Origin of the sequence: Micromonospora sp. NPDC002389 (assembly GCF_040296095.1) — a bacterium.
Classification (GTDB): domain Bacteria; phylum Actinomycetota; class Actinomycetes; order Mycobacteriales; family Micromonosporaceae; genus Micromonospora.
The window spans coordinates 52702-69223 of record NZ_JBEOWP010000016.1; the positions used below are offsets into that span (position 1 = coordinate 52702).

Sequence of the window (16522 nt, forward strand, 5' to 3'; positions counted from 1 at the left end):
GTAGCTACCCGGCACACATGCCGAGTACGCCGACAATCCGCCCGGCGTGGCCCAGGCCATACCGATCGGCAGCCGGGTGCGCGGCCTCGACGGTGGGTGTGTCCGCTCCGTACACCGCGATCGCTGTCGGTGACGTGCCGCGACGCCCTCGGTGATCTCCACCACGGTCGCGCCCGGGCCGGTGTCGCCCACCTCGTGCGGAGCGGGCGGGGTGCCGTCATGCCGACGCGCCGCGCGCCGACGCCTGGCGGCCGGGGTCGGCCTGTCCTAACCTTGGCGGTACGAGGGGAGTACTTCCCACGAACCATACCGGTCAGTACGGCGCACCCCGGGTGTGCCTCGGGTGGTTGCCCACGAACGGTGGGTGAAGGAGACCTCGAACATGCACGGTGTTCGAGGAAGGCCCATGCCCGAATTGTCTTACTCCGCCGGTGAACTTCACTCCGTGGGCACGCCGTTGCTCTGGACGGTGACCATCGTCGGGGTGCTGGCCCTCCTGGTGCTCGACTTCGCGGTCACCCATCGCCCGCACCGGGTGTCGCTGAAGGAAGCGTTGGGCTGGTCGGCCTTCTACATCGCGCTGCCGCTGATCTTCGGTGCCTGGGTGTGGTCCGAGTTCGGCTCCGAGCAGGGCGTCCACTTCCTCACCGGCTATCTGGTCGAGAAGTCGCTGTCGGTGGACAACCTGTTCGTGTTCATGCTGCTGCTGGCGGCGTTCGCGGTGCCGACCGAGCTGGCCCAGCGGGTGCTGCTCTTCGGCATCGCCGGGGCGTTGGTGCTGCGGAGCGTCTTCATCGCGTTGGGTGCGGCGGCGTTGCAGACGCTGGACTTCGCGTTCCTGATCTTCGCGTTGATCCTCTTGTTCACCGCCGCGAAGCTGCTGCGGGACGCGTTCACCGGACACGAGCAGACGGTGGACATCGGCACCATGCGCTCGGTGCGGCTACTGCGCAAGTTCATGCCGGTGGTGCACGAGTACCACGGCACCAAGATGATCGTCCGGGTGAACGGCCGTCGGGCGTTGACGCCGCTGGCGCTGGTGGTGGTGGCGGTCTTCGCCACCGATGCGGTCTTCGCGGTGGACTCGGTGCCGGCGGTCTACGGCATCACCGAGGACCCGTACCTCGTCTTCGCCACCAACGCCTTCGCGCTGCTGGGCCTGCGGGCGCTCTACTTCGTGCTGCACGCGGCACTGAGCCGCCTGGTCCACCTCAGCTACGGCCTGGCCGTGATCCTGGCGTTCATCGGCGTCAAGCTCGGCCTGCACTGGGCGCACGGTGTCTGGGAAGGCGTCCCGCTGATCCCGACGGCGGCGTCGTTGCTGGTCATCATCGGTGTGCTGACGGTCGTGACGATCACCAGCCTGCGCGCCACCCGCAACGTGGTGCCGGGCTCCAAGGAGGTCGTCACCGAACGGCGGTGACCCGTCGACCGGTGGAGCCAGTCGACGTAAAAACGGTCAAAAGCCCCCATATCGGTTCTATGCTCCGCCCCGAGAGGGGTGGAGATGACGCGATCAGTCGAACGCGCCGGGACGATCCTGACGGGCCGGTTCCGCGATGACGTCGAAGGGCTGCGCGGTCTCGCGCTCGTGCTGGTGCTGGTCGGGCATGCCGGCGTGGCAGCGCTGCCGGGATTCTTCGTCGCCGTCGACGTCTTCTTCGTGATCTCCGGCTTCCTGATCACCGGTCTGCTCGTCGACGAGATGCGCCGGACCGGCAGGATCTCCATCATCGCGTTCTACGTACGGCGCGCCAAGCGACTGTTGCCCGCCGCCAGCGTCGTCGTCGTGGCGAGCATGCTGCTCACGTACCTCTTCCTGCCGCCGATCCGGTGGTCCGAGACCGCTCGGGACGCCCTGGCCAGCGCGGTCTACGCGATGAACTGGCGGCTGGTCGAGCAGTCGACCGACTACCTGCGGTCGGAGGAGGCGCCGAGCATCCTCCAGCACTTCTGGTCGCTCGCCGTCGAGGAGCAGTTCTATCTGGTCTGGCCGCTGCTCCTGCTGACCGCCGTGGCGCTCGGTCGCCGACGGGCGCAGTCGGTCGAGGCGCGATCGCCGGTGGACGTCCGTGGTCGGCACCGCCGACGGTTCTTCGTCGACCGGACGTCCGTGCCGGTGCTCGTGGCGATCGCTCTGGTCGGCGTACCGTCGCTGGCCTGGTCGGTGCACCTGAGCCAGACCGAGCCCGCGCGGGCGTACCTGGTCACCACCACCCGGATGTGGGAACTGGCGCTGGGCGGTGCGCTGGCGATCCTGAGCGGCCACCTCTCCCGGCTGCCCCGACCGGCCGCGGTCACGCTCGGCTGGGCAGGCATGGCCATGATCGCCATCGGCGCGGTGCTGATCGGGCCGGATGCGGCCTATCCGGGACACCTCGCGCTGCTGCCCACCCTCGGCGCGGTGGCGATCATCGCGGCCGGTCCCGGGGCCGGGCGGTACGGGCCCGCGCTGCTGCTGGAGAGGCGGTCGATGCGGGCGGTCGGGGTCGTCTCGTACTCCTGGTATCTCTGGCACTGGCCGTTGCTGGTCGTCGCCGAGGCGCGCTGGGGCCCGTTGGGGACCGGTGCCGGCCTGGCGATGATCCTCTGCTCCGCGGTCCCGGCGGTGCTGACCCACTACCTGGTGGAGAACCCGTTCCGGTACGCGCAGTTCTCCCCGGCCCGCACCCTGCGGATGGGACTGGTCGCCACCAGCCTGACCGTCCTGGCCGGTGTCGGCCTGAGCCTCGCGGTACGGCCGCCGGCCGCACCGGGCCCCACGCAGCTCGCCGGTGCCGGTCCGGCGTCGCCCGGCGGCGATCCGGCGCTGGTGGACCGCTTCGCCCGGATCACGCCCGACCCGCTCCACGCTCGGGACGACCTGTCCGACGTCTACCGGGACGACTGTGTCACGCAGGCGCAGGAGTCGAGCCTGCGCACCTGCGTCTACGGCGACCGTGACTCGCCGGTGGAGGTCGCGCTGGCCGGCGACTCGCACGCGGCGCACTGGGTGCCGGCGTTGCAGCAGGTCGCGACGGAACGTGGCTGGCGGTTGGTCACCTACATCAAGACCGCCTGTTCGCTCATGACCGCCCCGACGGTCGTCGGCGGACGGGTCGACGAGAGCTGTACGGAATGGAACCGCGAACTGCGGACGGCGCTCACCGGCGAGCGACGACCCCGGCTGCTGATCGCCTCCAGCGTGACCCAGATCCCGCTGATGGATGGCGCTACGCCGGCACCCGGGCCGTCGACGGCCGACGCGCAGACGGAGGCGCTCGCCCGGACCTGGTCCGAGTTGACCGGGGCAGGGGTGCCGCTGGTGGTCATCCGAGCCACTCCGGCGTTCCGGGTGGACATGGCCGAGTGCGTCTCCGCCAACCGGGAACGGCTCAGCGCCTGCGCCCAGCCGCGCCAACCCGCGCTCGTCTGGGGCGTACCGCAGGAGCGGGCGGCGGCCACCGTGGCGCAGATGCATCTGGCCGACTTCAACGACGCGATCTGTCCGGGCGAGCGCTGTCCCGCGGTGATCGACGGGGTGCTCGTCTATCGGGACGCGCACCACCTGACGGCCACGTACGCGCGCCGTCTCGCGCCACGACTTGACGACTTCCTGCTCCGGCACACCGCGCGGCACCTGTCGTGAGGCGGCACAGCGGATTCAGTCTTCTGGGTTATTTGGGAAGTTTTTGCCTACTTGTCCGGATCGGTGGTGTGATGCTGGGCGACGTACGAGAAGTCGAACGTCGCGGGCGGTCCTGAGCCTGGTCGGCACCCGGCCGGGTGCAACAGGACGCCCTCCGATCTCGCCGTCTCCTCGTGGACCCGAGGAGACGACACGAGCCGGCCGATTCCGGACAGCATCCGGGTACGCGCCGCAGAGGTCGCCACGCCGCGTTCGGGCTCCGCCCAGAGGTGACCCGCGCCTGCGCCGGTTCATCGGCCCGGGTCGGTGCACTGTGGACAATGGTCGACGGTCTGCTCGGACATCTGCCCAGCGGCGGTCGTGGTGCGAGTCGGCCACGACCGCCGCTGGCGGCCGTCATGGGGTCCGCTGCCGCCTGCCCGTCGCGTGCAGAGTGGACAAATCACGAAAATCGGGATGAAAGCCGCGAATATGCCGATACTGCATGTGTCACATGCGGCGGTCGGCACGACGACTCGACCTCCGTTCGGATCTGGTCGGAAAAGGAGTCGTCACGTGCAGGCGTGGTTCAACACAGGGCGCTCGCCGACGCTGCAGGACAGATACTCGGCCCAGCGCAACGCGTTCGGCGCGCTGCGCCTGGCGATGGCGTGCGGAGTGATCATCGCCCATGCCGGGCCGATCGGATTCGGGGTGGGCAATCTCGGGACGGGCCTCTTCGCGGGCCAGAGCGACATCGGCACGATCTCCCTCTACGGTTTCTTCCTGATCTCCGGGTTCCTCATCACCGACAGCGCGTTGCGCTCGTCCCTGCCGCAGTACATCCGCGCCCGCCTGCTGCGGGTGTTTCCCGGCCTGTGGGTCTGCCTGCTGGTCACGGCCTTCGTCATCGCGCCGCTGGTGGCCCTCTACGAGAACGGCAACCTCGACGGCTTCTGGGGACACCCGGAGGGCCCGTTCGACTACGTCACCACGAACATTCTCGCCTCGATGGAGCAGTTCCCGATCTCCGGTCTGCTCGCCGACACGCCGTACGGGCGGCTCGGTGGCGGTCCGAGCGCGTTCGACGGCTCGCTCTGGACCCTCCGGTACGACCTGGCGTTCTACGGCGTGGTGGCCCTGCTGATGATGACCGCGGTGCTGCGCCGGTCGCCGCGTGCCGTCCTGCTGTTGACGTTCGTCTGCTATGCGCTGATCCTGTGGGACTTCCTCAACGGACCGACCATCACCTCACGCCCGCCGCAGCACGGCGCGATCGGGCCGTTCCCGCTGCTCGGTGCCTTCGCCGCCGACTGGACGCTGATGCTCGGCTTCCTGTTCCTGCTCGGCACGGCCGCCCGTCTGTACGCACACCGCATCCCGGTCAACGGTGTGTGGGCGATGGTGGCCGGTGTCGTGCTGACCGGCTCGCTGCTCAAGGGCGGCTTCTTCGCCGTCGGCCTGCCGGCCTTCGGCTACCTGGTGCTGTACGCCGCGGTGGCGCTGCCGAAGCAACTGTCCCGGATCAGCCGCCGGCACGACTACACCTACGGCCTCTACATCTACGGCTTCCCGGTGCAGCAGGTCCTCGCCCTGGTCGGTGGTGCCGAGTTCGGGATGTTCGGCTACATCGTGCTGAGCCTGCTCGGCACCATGCTCTTCGCCGTACCCTCCTGGCACCTGGTGGAACGTCCCGCCCTGCGACTCAAGACCGAGAGCGTACGGGCGCGTAGCCGGGTCGACCGCGACGCGGAGACCCGGCAGACCGTGCCGGTCTCCTGAACCTCGGTAGGGCGTCGGCCACGTAGGCGGCAACGAGAAACGGTGGTCCTCGGACCACCGTTTCTCGCGTGCGGTGTCGTCATCAGGCGGCGGCCGAGGAGGGTGCAGCGGCGTCGGCGCTCGTGCCCGATGCGTTGCGCAGCAGCGCGATCGCCTCGCGCAGCGCCTCGTCGATCGGCTGGGGACGCAGGCCGAACGCGGTGGTGGCGGCCGAGGAGTCCATCACGAACGGTCGCGCGAACTGGTATGCCGTGGTCTGGAACTCACGGAGCATCGGAACGAACAGGCCGGCGGCCCGGAAGACCGGTGCGGGAGCGCTGGTGAGCTTCGGCGCGGGCACGCCGGCCAGCTCGGTGAAGCGGGTGGCGAGCTGCCGGATCGTCATCGGCGCCGCACTCGGCACGTGCCAGGGGCGGTTCCAGGCCCGCTCGTCGGTGGCGGCGGTGACCAGCATGGCCGCCACGTCGTTGATCGAGGTCCAGGTGTGCGGCACGTCGAGCGGGGCGGGGACGACGGCACGACGTCCGGCGAGCAGCGGCTGACCGAGGAAGAAGGTCAGGATCGACTGCGCCTGGAGGTAGTCGCTGGCGCGTACCTCGGTGACGGCGCGGAGGCGACCGGCGCGCTGGGCGGCGAGGGCGTCGCGCCACATGTCGGCGCGCATCCGCAGCTTGGGGTGCGTGGCGGCGAGCGGGGTCTGCTCGGTCATCGGCCCGCTGACCTCGCCGTACCCGTAGAGGCAGCCGGCGATCACGAGTGGCGCGTCGGACCGCTCGGCGGCGGTGAGCAGCGCGGTGGCCATCGGTGGCCAGTCGGTGAGCCAGCGGTGGTAGGCGGGATTGAGGCAGTTGTAGACGGCGGTCGCGCCCTGCGCGAGCTCGCTGAGCCGGTCGGCGTCGGTGGCGTCGGCGGCGATCCGCTCGACGCGGGCGTGGATCGGGCCCCGCCCGGACCGGCTGACGATCCGGACCTGCTCCCCACGCGTGGCGAGCAGTCGCGCGGTGGTCGAGCCGACCATGCCGGCGCCGACGATCAGGTGAACGGCCATCGAAGTCTCCCCTCGGTTGAGAGCAGTGCTCTCTGTTGAGACCAATGCTCATTCATGGGGGCGCCCTTCGTCAAGAGCAGTGCTCTCGAATGTGTGCGACACTCTCCGGTATGCCTGCCGCCGCCATCCGGGCCAGGGCCCGAGCCGAGATGATCAACGAGATCAAGACGATCGCCCGCCGCCACCTCGCCGCAGAGGGGGCGAACCTGTCGCTGCGTGCCGTCGCCCGGGACATGGGGATGGTCTCCTCGGCGATCTACCGCTACTTCCCGAGCCGGGACGAGCTGCTCACCGCGCTGATCCTGGACGGCTACCAGGTCCTCGGTGACGCGGCCGAGGCGGCCGACGCCGAGGTCACCGACCGCACCGACCTGCGCGGCCGGTGGCTCGCCGTGTGTCGCGCGGTACGCCGCTGGGCGCTGGCCCACCCGGCCGAGTACGCCCTGCTGTTCGGCAGCCCGGTCCCCGGATACGCCGCACCGCAGGAGACCACCGTGGCGGCGTCCCGGACCCCGACCACCCTGATCCGGATCCTGCTCGACGGCTTCACCACCGGCGTCCTGGCCGATCCTGGGCCGGACGAGCTGCCCGGTCCGGTGCACGCCGACCTCGCCACCGTGCGGGATCACCTCTTCGCCGGACTGCCCGAGACCCTGCTGGCCCGGGGCTCCATCGGCTGGATCCACTGCTTCGGTGCCGTCAGCTTCGAACTCTTCGGCCAGCTCGACGGCCTGATCACCGCACGGGACGAGTACTTCGACCACCAGATGCGCCGGATGGCCGACCTGATCGGCCTGCCCTGACGCGACTGTGGACGGGACGGTACGGGCGGCGGATGTCATCTAGCATCAGCTTTCCCGCCGTTGTCGTACTGCGGGATCGGCTTCCACTCACGGGAGTTCCTGGATTGTTCTCATCTCGCATCGGGGCCGCCTCCGGCCCCGGATCGTCCTCGCGTGCCCGCGTCCTGGCCCGGGCCGCCGTCGCGTCGGCACTGGTGCCGGCGCTGCTGCTGGGTGCCGGCGCGCCTGCGGTCGCGGCGACCAACACGCTGACCGTCACCACGCTGGACCGCAACGGCAAAAAGGTCACCGTCACCACGACCGTGGTCAACCTCGCCACCAACGAGCGCCGTTCGGTCAAGTCCAACAAGGCCAAGAAGCTGCCGAAGGGCACCTACGCGGTGCTCGCCGCGATCAGCACCGGGGACACCTCGACCCTCGGTGCCCGCACGGTCAAGGTCTCCGGGGCCAGCAAGACCACGGTGGACGCCCGCAAGGGCAAGCGGGTCTCGCTCGGCCTCAGCCCGGCGATCGACACGGCCGGGCGGGAGATCCTGACCAACGGGCAGATCTGCACCCGCTCCGCGTCCGCGACCTACTCGGTCGACGGGTGGGACCCCGGCGGCGGGCTGTACGTCGTCCCGAACTCCTCGAAACGGCTGGCCTTCGCCGCGATGCGGTCCTGGGTCGACCACACCGGAGTGTCCCCTCACTACGCGGTCATGTACACCACGACCAGTGTTCCGAGCACCCCGACGCGGACCTTCAAGCAGTCCTCGCTCGCGACGGTGGACGTGGAGACCCGACGCGGCCCGTCGGCGGCGAACTACAGCAGCCTGGGGGTGCAGCCGATCGACCGTTCCTGCGGCAGCGACATGTACGCCGGCCTGGTCAGCACCGATCAGCCGTACCGGACGAAGGTCCGCCTCTCGGCCGGCAAGTGGGACGTCGGGGTACACGCCTACACCGAAGCCAAGGACGGATCGGCACCGGTCGTCGGGCACTACTTCGCCCCCCGTACGGTCAGCGCGGGCAAGTCGTACACGCTGCGGTTCTTCCGGTCCGCCTGGGGGCCGTCGACCTGGCTGCCGCAGCTCACCAACGGCTGGTTGTCGTACTCGCTGAACGACATGTTCGCCGACCCCGGCTTCCCCCGCCGCAGCGTCGAGGGCGGCGACAAGGCGACCGCGACCCTGAAGTTCGGTGGCAAGACGGTCAAGACCAAGAAGGACAGGGGCTGGGAGCCGTACTTCACCAGCCTTGAGTACAAGGTCAAGAAGAGTGGTTGGTACACGCTCACCAACGACGCGAGCCGCTACTACCCGGAGATCACCTTCCCGGCCGGGATGCTCTCGCCGAAGACCAGCGTCACGTACCGGTTCAAGGCGAAGCCGAACAGCTCGGTGACCGCGCCCGTCTACGCGCTGACCATGCTGCCCAACGGCCTCGACCTGCACAACCGGGCCAAGGCCGGCGGCAGCACGAACGTCCAGTTGAAGCTGAGCCGCCCCAAGGCCGGCCCGGACGCCAAGCTGGGCAAGAACCCGAAGGTCAAGACGGTCACCGCCAAGGCGTCCTTCGACGGCGGCAAGACCTGGCGCTCGGTACCGGTCAAGAAGATCAACGGCGTCTGGACCGCCCAGGTCGGCAACCCGACGTCCGGCGCGGTCTCGTTGCGGGCGCGGGTCACGGACACCGTCGGCGGCTACACCGACGTGACGATCATCCGGGCGTACGCGATCGGCTGATCCGGCCACCGTCACGACGACGACGGGCCCCCTTCCCGCCCGGGGAAGGGGGCCCGCTCGGTGACCGGATGCGCCCGGTCACCTGGTGGTGCTGCCTACCAGTACTTCGGCAGCTCGTAGAAGTCGTCGCCGTTCAGGTTGTCGACCGACCGGTCCGCCATCCGCTCGGCGATGCCGACGATGCCGGCCTCGACGGCCTTGGTCAGCTGACCCTTCTGCTTCTGACCCCAGGCGTGGGACTGGCCGCGTACCTCGAACAGGACGCTCGCGCTGCCGTTGAGGGCGAACGCCGACCGGGCCTGCCCGGCGTAGTCACGGTCGAAGCTGTAGCCGTCCGAGACCTGGTAGTGGACGTACTGGCTGACCCCACCGAAGAACGGCGAGCCGGTGCCGGAGCCGTTGCCCGCGTGCTGCATCATGCCGAGCGCGGCGGCCAGCGTGTGCCGGCGGGAGGCGTCCTGGTCGAGCAGCGGCCAGTCGGCGTACCTCGGGTTGCCGGCGGCCTCCGAGCCGAGCGGCGGGAAGTCCAGCGCCACCGTGACGTACTGGTCGGTCCCGATGTTCTCGTTGCACGGGCCCATGTGGTGCAGGTCCACGTAGGCGTGGACCTTGCCGAACTCGTCGCGCAGGTTGACGTAGAGGTCACGCAGTGCCCGGGACTCGTTGGTCAGGTACATGCCGGGCAGCGTCTCGTTGGACGGCCGCGTCGCGGGCGAGGGCTCGGCGGTCAGGTCCGCGCTGAAGTCCCGGTTGACGTCGAAGCCTCGCGCGCCGTTGCTGTAGTAGTACGGCGCGTTGGTGCCGGCCAACTGCGGGAACTTCTCGACCACCTCGTTCCACGGGAAGTCGTTCTGCCGACGGTTCAGCTCCGCACCGTCGGGGTTGAACTTCGGAACGGCGACGATGGTCAGGTTGTCCCGGATCAACTTGGCCTGCGGGCTCCCGCTGGAGCCGAGGGTCTTGAGCATCTGCAGCAGCGCCTCGGTGCCGGTCTTCTCGTTGCCGTGGATCTCGCTCGTGATCAGCAGTACGCGGTCACCGGTGCCGACGCGGGCGGTGTAGATGTCCCGACCCCGGTGGGACTGGCCGATGACGTCCACGGCGACCCGGCCGTTGCTGGTCGCCTCGATCTGGGCGAGCTGCTTGCCGAGCTGTGCGTAGTCGGTCCACCCGGAGGCGGATCGGTTGCCGGGCAGATTGCCGCAGTTCGCGTTCACGTTCTCCGCCGACGAGGACGGCGCGAACAGGGTTACGGCACACATTGTTGCGACAGTTGTCGACACCAAAAGGCGACGGTGCATCAGACCTCCTACATCTGTATGAATTCGGCTGCGCGGTGCGTCGATCCGAGCGTTTTCCGGCCGGCTTCCACCTCGATTTCGCTGTCCTCTGCGGCCACGTATCGCCTGCTGGCAGGCGTTCGGTGGCGTGAATCCGTCGATCGGCTGAGGCAAAACTAAAGGCGTTGGTTAATGTGCATCGGTGTCGACCAGCGTGTTTGAGGAAACTTTGAGGTTCGCGGTGGCCGATCGATCTGCGGCGGTTGTCGCCGGCACTATTCAAAATCGGTCCACCGCGCAATGGTGGCGCTGAGATCCCGGCTGCCCGGTGTTAACGTCCAGGGGTGGATTCGACACGTGCCGGGTCCGGCCCGCCGGTCGCCGGGCTGGTGCTCGCGGCCGGTGCGGGCCGCCGGTACGGGCGACCCAAGGCGCTGGTGGAGGTGCACGGCCGGCTGCTCGTGGAACGTGCGGCGGCCACCCTGGCGGCCGGTGGCTGCGACTCGGTGACCGTGGTGCTCGGTGCCGACGCGGAGCTGGTCGCCGCCCGCGCCGATCTGGCCGGAGCGGCGGTGGTGGTCAATCTGGAGTGGGCCGGCGGGATGGGATCGTCCCTGCGTACCGGTCTCGCCGCGCTGACGCCGACCCCGGCGGTGGCCGCGCTGGTGCTCCTGGTCGACATGCCGGGCATCACCCCCGAGGCGGTACGCCGGCTCGTCGGTCTCGCCGCGCCGCAGGTGCTCGCGATGGCGGGCTACCACACCGGGCGCGGTCACCCGGTCCTGCTCGGCCGGGCGCACTGGGCGGGTGTCGCCGCGTCGGCCGTCGGTGACGTGGGTGCCCGTCCCTATCTGCGCGAACGTGCCGAGCAGATCCGGGTCGTACCGGTCGCCGACGTGGCCGACGGCGGTGACATCGACACCGAGGCCGACCGGGCCAGGTTTCTCGCCGCCGGGGAGGCGGCGAGCGCCTGACGTGTCTGTGGGGGCCGGTCTCAGCGAGCGGTGAGGATCATCGGCCCGTCCTCGGTGACCGCGATGGTGTGCTCCCAGTGCGCGGCCCGGCTGCCGTCGGCGGACCGGAGCGTCCAGCCGTCCCGGTCCACCCGGTATCTGTCGTTCCCACCGGCGATGAACATCGGTTCGAGTGCGAGGACCAGCCCCGGCCTGAGCCGCAGGCCCCGGCCGGGCTTGCCCTCGTTGGGCACGAACGGGTCCTCGTGCATGGCGCGGCCGATCCCGTGGCCGCCGTGGTTCTCCATCAGGCCGAATCCCTGCGACCGCCCGACGGTGCTGATCGCGTGGGCGATGTCGCCCATCCGGGCGCCGGGCGTGGCGGCGGCGATGCCGGCGTGCAGGGCGCGGCGGGTCTCGTCGACGAGCCTCTGGTCGTCCGGGTCGGCGGTGCCGACGATGAAGGTCACCGCCGAGTCGCCGTGCAGCCCGTCGATGTACGCGCCGCAGTCGACGCTCAGCACGTCCCCCTCGGCGAGCCGGTACGACGTGGGGATGCCGTGCACCACCGCGTCGTTGACCGAGGTGCAGATGACCGCCGGGTAGGGGCTGGGGGCCGACCGGGGGTGGTAGTGCAGGAACGAGGGCTTCGCGCCGGCCTCGCTGATCACCGTGGCGGCGATCTCGTCCAACTCCCGCAGGGACGTGCCGACCGTGGCCGCCGTCTGGGTCGCGGCGAGCGCCGTCGCCACCACCCGCCCGGCCTCGCGCATCACGGCGATCTCGCCCGGCGTCTTCAACTCGACCATCTCTACCTCTTCGTCGTTCGTGCCGGCGGGGCGGTGTGCTCCCCGGCCCTGGTATTTTAATACCAGGATTACTATAGGCCCATGGTGCGTACCCCGATGACCGAGGACGAGCGGGCGCGCGGCCTGGCGTTGGGGCGCCTGCTCCAGCAGGCGCGTGGCGGTCGGAGTGCCGCCGCCGTCGCCCTCCAGGCCGGCATCTCGCTGGACACGCTGCGCAAGATCGAGCGCGGGGCCATCGCCTCGCCCGCCTACTTCACCGTCGCCGCCCTGGCCCGGGTGCTCGGGCTCTCGCTGGACGACCTGGCGACCCGGCTCGCCGAGCCGACCCCGTCCACCGGGCGACTCGCCTCCTGACCGGAGAACGGGCGGCCACCGCTCGGCCCACGCGGTAACTCGCTGGGCCGCCCGGGGGCAGGTCGGCATGATGGTGCGGACGGTCAGGAGGTGCGGGTGCAGATCCCGATCGACGCCCTGGGTGACGCCCGCGCCGTGCTCCTGGTCGAGGGTGCCAGCGACCAGGCGGCGGTGCAGGCGCTCGCCCTCCGGCGCGGCCGGGACCTGGCCGCCGAGGGCGTACGGGTGCTGCCGATGGGTGGCATCACCAACATCGGGCACCACCTGGTCCTACTCGGCCCGCAGGGGCGCGGCCTACCGCTGGCCGGGCTCTACGACGTGGCCGAGGAGGGATTCGTCCGGCGCGGACTCGACCGGGCCGGGATCGCCACCGCCGCCTCCACCGCCCGGATCGCCGAACTCGGGTTCCACGTCTGCGTACGGGATCTGGAGGACGAGTTGATCCGGGCCGTCGGCACCGACGGGGTGCAGGAGTTCCTGGACGCGGTCGGGGACCTGCGGTCCTTCCGGCTGTTCCAGCGACAGCCGGCGCAGCAGGGACGGGAGTTGACCGCCCAACTGCACCGGTTCGTCGGCACCCGGTCCGGCCGCAAGGAGGCGTACGCCCGGCTCATGGTGCAGGCGCTCGACCTGGACCGGATGCCACGCCCGCTGGACGCGGTGCTCGACTCGGTCTCCGCTCACCACCTGGGCAGCATCGAGCCGGGCAACCTGCCGCCGGGCCGGTAGGCCACGCACATCACGTCTCGATCACCGGCCGCCCAGGTCTCCTCGGTCGGCAGGACCGGATAGAAGCGCAGGTCCCGGTCCTGCCCGTCGGGCCAGGTGCGGGTGAACAGGTCCCGGCAGGCACCCCAGGCGAATTCGCCCAACGCGGCCGGCGCCCAGTCCGCGTCGTCGTCGGCGTGCACGAACCCGTACGTCTGGTTGTCCGCTGTCAGCGCGCACGGCCGGTAGCGGACGACCGCCCCGCCGGCCTCCGGCAGGTGCACCGGGTCGTCGAAGCACTCGCCGCCCTCGATGTCGAGGACGCCCGGCGTCTGCGCGCTGATGAAGTGTTCGTCCTTGACCACCACGGCGGCCGGTGCGGAACTGCCGACCAGGGCCCCGAGCAGGACCGCAGTGCAGAGCAGGGCACCGCCGGCACGCAGCCGACGGCCGGTGCGGTCGGGGTGGGGTGGCGGGGCGGTGTGCTGATCGGTCATAACGCCGCCGAGCGTACGAAGAAGACCTGAACGCAGGCGGTACGTCGGTGTCGGGCGGATGACCGGCAGGCCAACAGTTGCTGGTCAGGGCGGGATCGCGGGCGACTGTTCACTCGCTCGAAAGGATCTTGTTGCCGTCCGGTCGGGCACGACTGCGCGAATGACGACGGCGCGTGCCGGCAGGTGATCGACCACCGGTGCCGCCGTCCGCCTCCTCATTGAAGGGTGACCAGAGTCTTGACCGACCAGAAGGCTCCCTGGCGCATCGGTGCGCGCCGGACCAAGATCGTGGCGATCGGTGCCGCAGCCCTGATCGTCGGCGGTGTGGCGATCAGCCCCGCCGCCTTCGGCGACGCCCCGCCGGCCAAGCATCCCGCCGCCGAGATCCATAAGCCCTCCCCCGTACCGGACCGCATCATCCTGACCCCGACCACCACACCGTCCACCTCACAGCGCGTCACCTGGCGGGCCGAGGCACCGGCAGAGTGGGCTCGCGCCGAGATCCTCGAAGCGCCCCGGGCACTGGGCGACGTCGTACCGCCCACCGGCGCGGTGACCCGCCTCTCCGCGCTGTCCAGCACGGCGGTCAACACCTCGCTCGGGTACGCCTCGACCTACCACACGGTCGAGTTCACCGGCCTTACGCCGAACACCCGGTACACCTACCGGGTCGGCGACGGCAGCAACTGGAGCGAGTGGATCGACTTCACCACCGCCGCCGCCGACTTCGCGCCGTTCTCGTTCATCTACTACGGCGACGCCCAGAACTACATCGACTCGGCCGTGCCCCGGGTCTTCCGGCAGGCGTTCGCCGACCGGCCGAAGGCCAAGGCGATCGTCAACGCCGGTGACCTCATCGACCACGCCAACAGCGAGGAGCAGTGGGGCCAGTGGTACAAGGCCAGCGGCTTCATCGACGGCCAGATCAACAACATCTCGGTCCCGGGTAACCACGAGTACAGCGGCGGCCTGTCGCAGTTCTGGCGGCCGCAGTTCCCGTACCCGGACAACGGGCCGGGCAACCCGGAACTCAAGCAGACCGTCTACTCCCTCGACTACCAGGGCGTGCGCTTCATCGCCCTGGACTCCAACCACCAGAGCAACGCCACCCTGATGGCCGCGCAGACCGCCTGGCTGGAGGGGGTCCTCAAGGACAACCCGAACAAGTGGACGGTGGTGACCTTCCACCACCCCGTCTACTCGACCACCGGCAGCCGCAACAACGCCCAGGTCCGTAACCAGTGGGGCCCGCTGTTCGAGAAGTACGGCGTCGACCTGGTGCTCCAGGGCCACGACCACTCGTACGGCCGGGGCAACGTGGCCACCAACCGTCGCTCGGCCGCCGTGCACGACGGCACGGTCTACGCGGTGTCCGTCTCCGGCGGCAAGATGTACCAGCTCAACAACGGGCAGAACTGGACCGGCAACGGTGCCGAGGTGACCAGCACCAGCCAGAACACCCAGCTCTACCAGCTCATCGACGTCGAGCAGGGCACGCTGCGCTACGAGTCCCGCTACGCCAACGGGCAGCACCACGACGGGTTCCTGATCCGCAAGAACGACGAGGGCGAGCGGACCGTCAACGAGCTGCGTACCCCGCAGAACACGGCCGGTCAGCAGGTCACGGTCGACAAGACCACGGTCGACGTGAAGGGCACGGTCGCCGTCTCCGCGTACGGCTACGACCCGGCCGAGAAGGTCGCCGTCCACCTGCGCGAGGCCGGTAGCACCGGTGACACCGGTCGGGACGAGGACCGCATCGCCACCGTGACCGCCGACGAACTGGGCCGGATCAGCTACACGTTGACCGTGCCGGCCAGTACCAACGCGGGCAGCGCGTACGAGGTGTTCCTCACCAGCAAGAACCAGAAGATCACCAGCCCGGCCATCACGGTGACCGGCTGGAAGGTCGACGTGCAGGCCCGCGCCCACTGCGTCGGCACCACCGCGCACGTCTCGGTCACCGCCCGCAACACCGACGCCGGTCCGCTGGACGTCGAGCTGGTGACGCCGTACGGCTCGCGGAAGGTCTCCGACGTCGCTCCCGGCAAGTCCGCCAGCCAGGCGTTCACCAGCCGGGCCAGGTCCGTGCCGGCGGGTACCGCCACGGTCAAGGTCACCGGAACGGTCGACGGCGACCCGGTGACGATGCGGGTCGAGGTGCCGTTCGACGCGGCGAGCTGCGACTAGCCCACCTGCGGTGGCGGCGTCCTCCCCGGCGCCGCCACCGTCTCCCGCCCGGACGAAACCGTCCGGCGAAGCCCTCAGTTCCGCAACAGCGAAGATCGACGGAGTAACGGATGAACACATGGAATCGTGAGCGGCTGCTCGCGGCGGTCGCCGCCGGTGCGCTGCTGGCCGGGTCGGTGGCGCTGGCGTCACCGGCGCTGGCCGAGCCCGGCACCGGCGGCGACGTGTCGGTGACGGTCGACATCGAGGAGATCACGGAGCCGGGAGTGCTCGCGATGTCGATCGCGGGCGACTCGGTGGCGTTGACCGAGGACGGGTCGACGCTGCTGGTCCGTCAGTTCGTCGGCGGTCTGCCGACGGTGACGGTCACCGACACCCGTGCCGCCGACGAGGTGCCGTCGGGTGCCGCGTGGGCGGTGCTGGGCAGCGCCACCGACTTCACGGGTGCGGCTGGTCAGGAGCCGATCGGTGCCGGGCACCTGGGCTGGAAGCCGCGTCTGGTCGACGGCGGCGACAGCGGTCTGGTCAGCGAGGGCGAAGAGGTCGTCACCGTGCTGGACGAGCCGACGCAGCCGGGCAACAACGTGGGTCTGGTCGACCAGGAGCTGCTGGTCTCCACGTTCGACTCCGGTGCCGTCGCCGGTGGGGCGTACTCGGTCGACGCGGACCTGTTCCTGCGTACCCCGGCCGACGTGGCCGCCGGTGCGTACACGTCGACGTTGACCCTGTCCCTGTTCGAATGACCGCCGTGGGTCGTGGGGGCC

14 protein-coding genes are annotated in these 16522 nt (G+C 70.0%); 10 read left to right on the forward strand and 4 right to left on the reverse strand.

Features of this window, described 5'->3' with window-relative positions; translation table 11 throughout:
- Positions 1 to 406: 406 nt before the first annotated feature.
- From ABT008_RS25305 to ABT008_RS25315, 3 genes are all read left to right on the forward strand, one after another.
- Entirely contained in the window at positions 407 to 1423 is a 1017-nt protein-coding gene (locus tag ABT008_RS25305; RefSeq protein ID WP_350699059.1) for a TerC/Alx family metal homeostasis membrane protein, read from the forward strand.
- Between the two features lie 84 nt (positions 1424 to 1507).
- The gene (locus ABT008_RS25310; RefSeq protein WP_350699061.1) at positions 1508 to 3628 is read left to right on the forward strand and encodes an acyltransferase family protein; all 2121 of its coding nucleotides are present in this window, start codon (positions 1508 to 1510) and stop codon (positions 3626 to 3628) included.
- A gap of 555 nt (positions 3629 to 4183) precedes the next feature.
- Complete coding sequence (locus ABT008_RS25315; RefSeq protein WP_350699063.1) at positions 4184 to 5389, forward strand: acyltransferase family protein; 1206 nt, start codon at positions 4184 to 4186, stop codon at positions 5387 to 5389.
- 82 nt (positions 5390 to 5471) lie between these two features.
- Here ABT008_RS25315 and ABT008_RS25320 read toward each other — a convergent pair whose 3' ends face one another.
- Positions 5472 to 6437, reverse strand: coding sequence for an NAD-dependent epimerase/dehydratase family protein (locus ABT008_RS25320; protein ID WP_350699064.1), 966 nt, complete (start codon positions 6435 to 6437; stop codon positions 5472 to 5474).
- 110 nt (positions 6438 to 6547) lie between these two features.
- Between ABT008_RS25320 and ABT008_RS25325 the strand changes: the two genes are divergently transcribed.
- Together ABT008_RS25325 and ABT008_RS25330 are read left to right on the forward strand one after the other, a co-directional pair.
- Positions 6548 to 7240: a TetR/AcrR family transcriptional regulator gene (locus tag ABT008_RS25325; protein WP_350699066.1), complete on the forward strand. Its 693-nt coding sequence runs from the start codon at positions 6548 to 6550 to the stop codon at positions 7238 to 7240.
- Between the two features lie 104 nt (positions 7241 to 7344).
- Positions 7345 to 8967, forward strand: a complete 1623-nt coding sequence (locus tag ABT008_RS25330) for a hypothetical protein (RefSeq protein ID WP_350699067.1) — start codon at positions 7345 to 7347, stop codon at positions 8965 to 8967.
- A 95-nt stretch (positions 8968 to 9062) separates the two neighbouring features.
- On the opposite strand, the gene ABT008_RS25335 is transcribed toward ABT008_RS25330, so the two are convergent.
- A complete protein-coding gene (locus ABT008_RS25335; protein ID WP_350699069.1) occupies positions 9063 to 10229 on the reverse strand; it encodes a M14 family zinc carboxypeptidase in 1167 nt (388 codons plus the stop codon).
- Between the two features lie 362 nt (positions 10230 to 10591).
- On the opposite strand from ABT008_RS25335, the gene ABT008_RS25340 reads away from it, so the two are divergent.
- Entirely contained in the window at positions 10592 to 11221 is a 630-nt protein-coding gene (locus tag ABT008_RS25340) for a nucleotidyltransferase family protein (protein WP_350699071.1), read from the forward strand.
- 20 nt (positions 11222 to 11241) lie between these two features.
- Here ABT008_RS25340 and map read toward each other — a convergent pair whose 3' ends face one another.
- Positions 11242 to 12009, reverse strand: a complete 768-nt coding sequence (gene map / locus ABT008_RS25345) for a type I methionyl aminopeptidase (protein ID WP_350699073.1) — start codon at positions 12007 to 12009, stop codon at positions 11242 to 11244.
- 81 nt (positions 12010 to 12090) lie between these two features.
- Between map and ABT008_RS25350 the strand changes: the two genes are divergently transcribed.
- Together ABT008_RS25350 and ABT008_RS25355 are read left to right on the forward strand one after the other, a co-directional pair.
- Positions 12091 to 12363: a helix-turn-helix domain-containing protein gene (locus ABT008_RS25350; RefSeq protein WP_350699075.1), complete on the forward strand. Its 273-nt coding sequence runs from the start codon at positions 12091 to 12093 to the stop codon at positions 12361 to 12363.
- Positions 12364 to 12459: 96 nt separating this feature from the next.
- Entirely contained in the window at positions 12460 to 13092 is a 633-nt protein-coding gene (locus tag ABT008_RS25355; protein WP_350699077.1) for a TOPRIM nucleotidyl transferase/hydrolase domain-containing protein, read from the forward strand.
- Here ABT008_RS25355 and ABT008_RS25360 read toward each other — a convergent pair.
- The gene (locus ABT008_RS25360; RefSeq protein WP_350699079.1) at positions 13044 to 13568 is read right to left on the reverse strand and encodes a hypothetical protein; all 525 of its coding nucleotides are present in this window, start codon (positions 13566 to 13568) and stop codon (positions 13044 to 13046) included. The two genes, ABT008_RS25355 and ABT008_RS25360, sit on opposite strands and share 49 nt — an antisense overlap.
- A 225-nt stretch (positions 13569 to 13793) precedes the next feature.
- On the opposite strand from ABT008_RS25360, the gene ABT008_RS25365 reads away from it, so the two are divergent.
- Together ABT008_RS25365 and ABT008_RS25370 are read left to right on the forward strand one after the other, a co-directional pair.
- Positions 13794 to 15758 (forward strand): purple acid phosphatase family protein, encoded by a 1965-nt coding sequence (locus ABT008_RS25365; protein ID WP_350699081.1) that lies wholly within the window; start codon positions 13794 to 13796, stop codon positions 15756 to 15758.
- Positions 15759 to 15868: 110 nt separating this feature from the next.
- Complete coding sequence (locus ABT008_RS25370; protein WP_350699083.1) at positions 15869 to 16501, forward strand: hypothetical protein; 633 nt, start codon at positions 15869 to 15871, stop codon at positions 16499 to 16501.
- Positions 16502 to 16522: the final 21 nt, after the last annotated feature.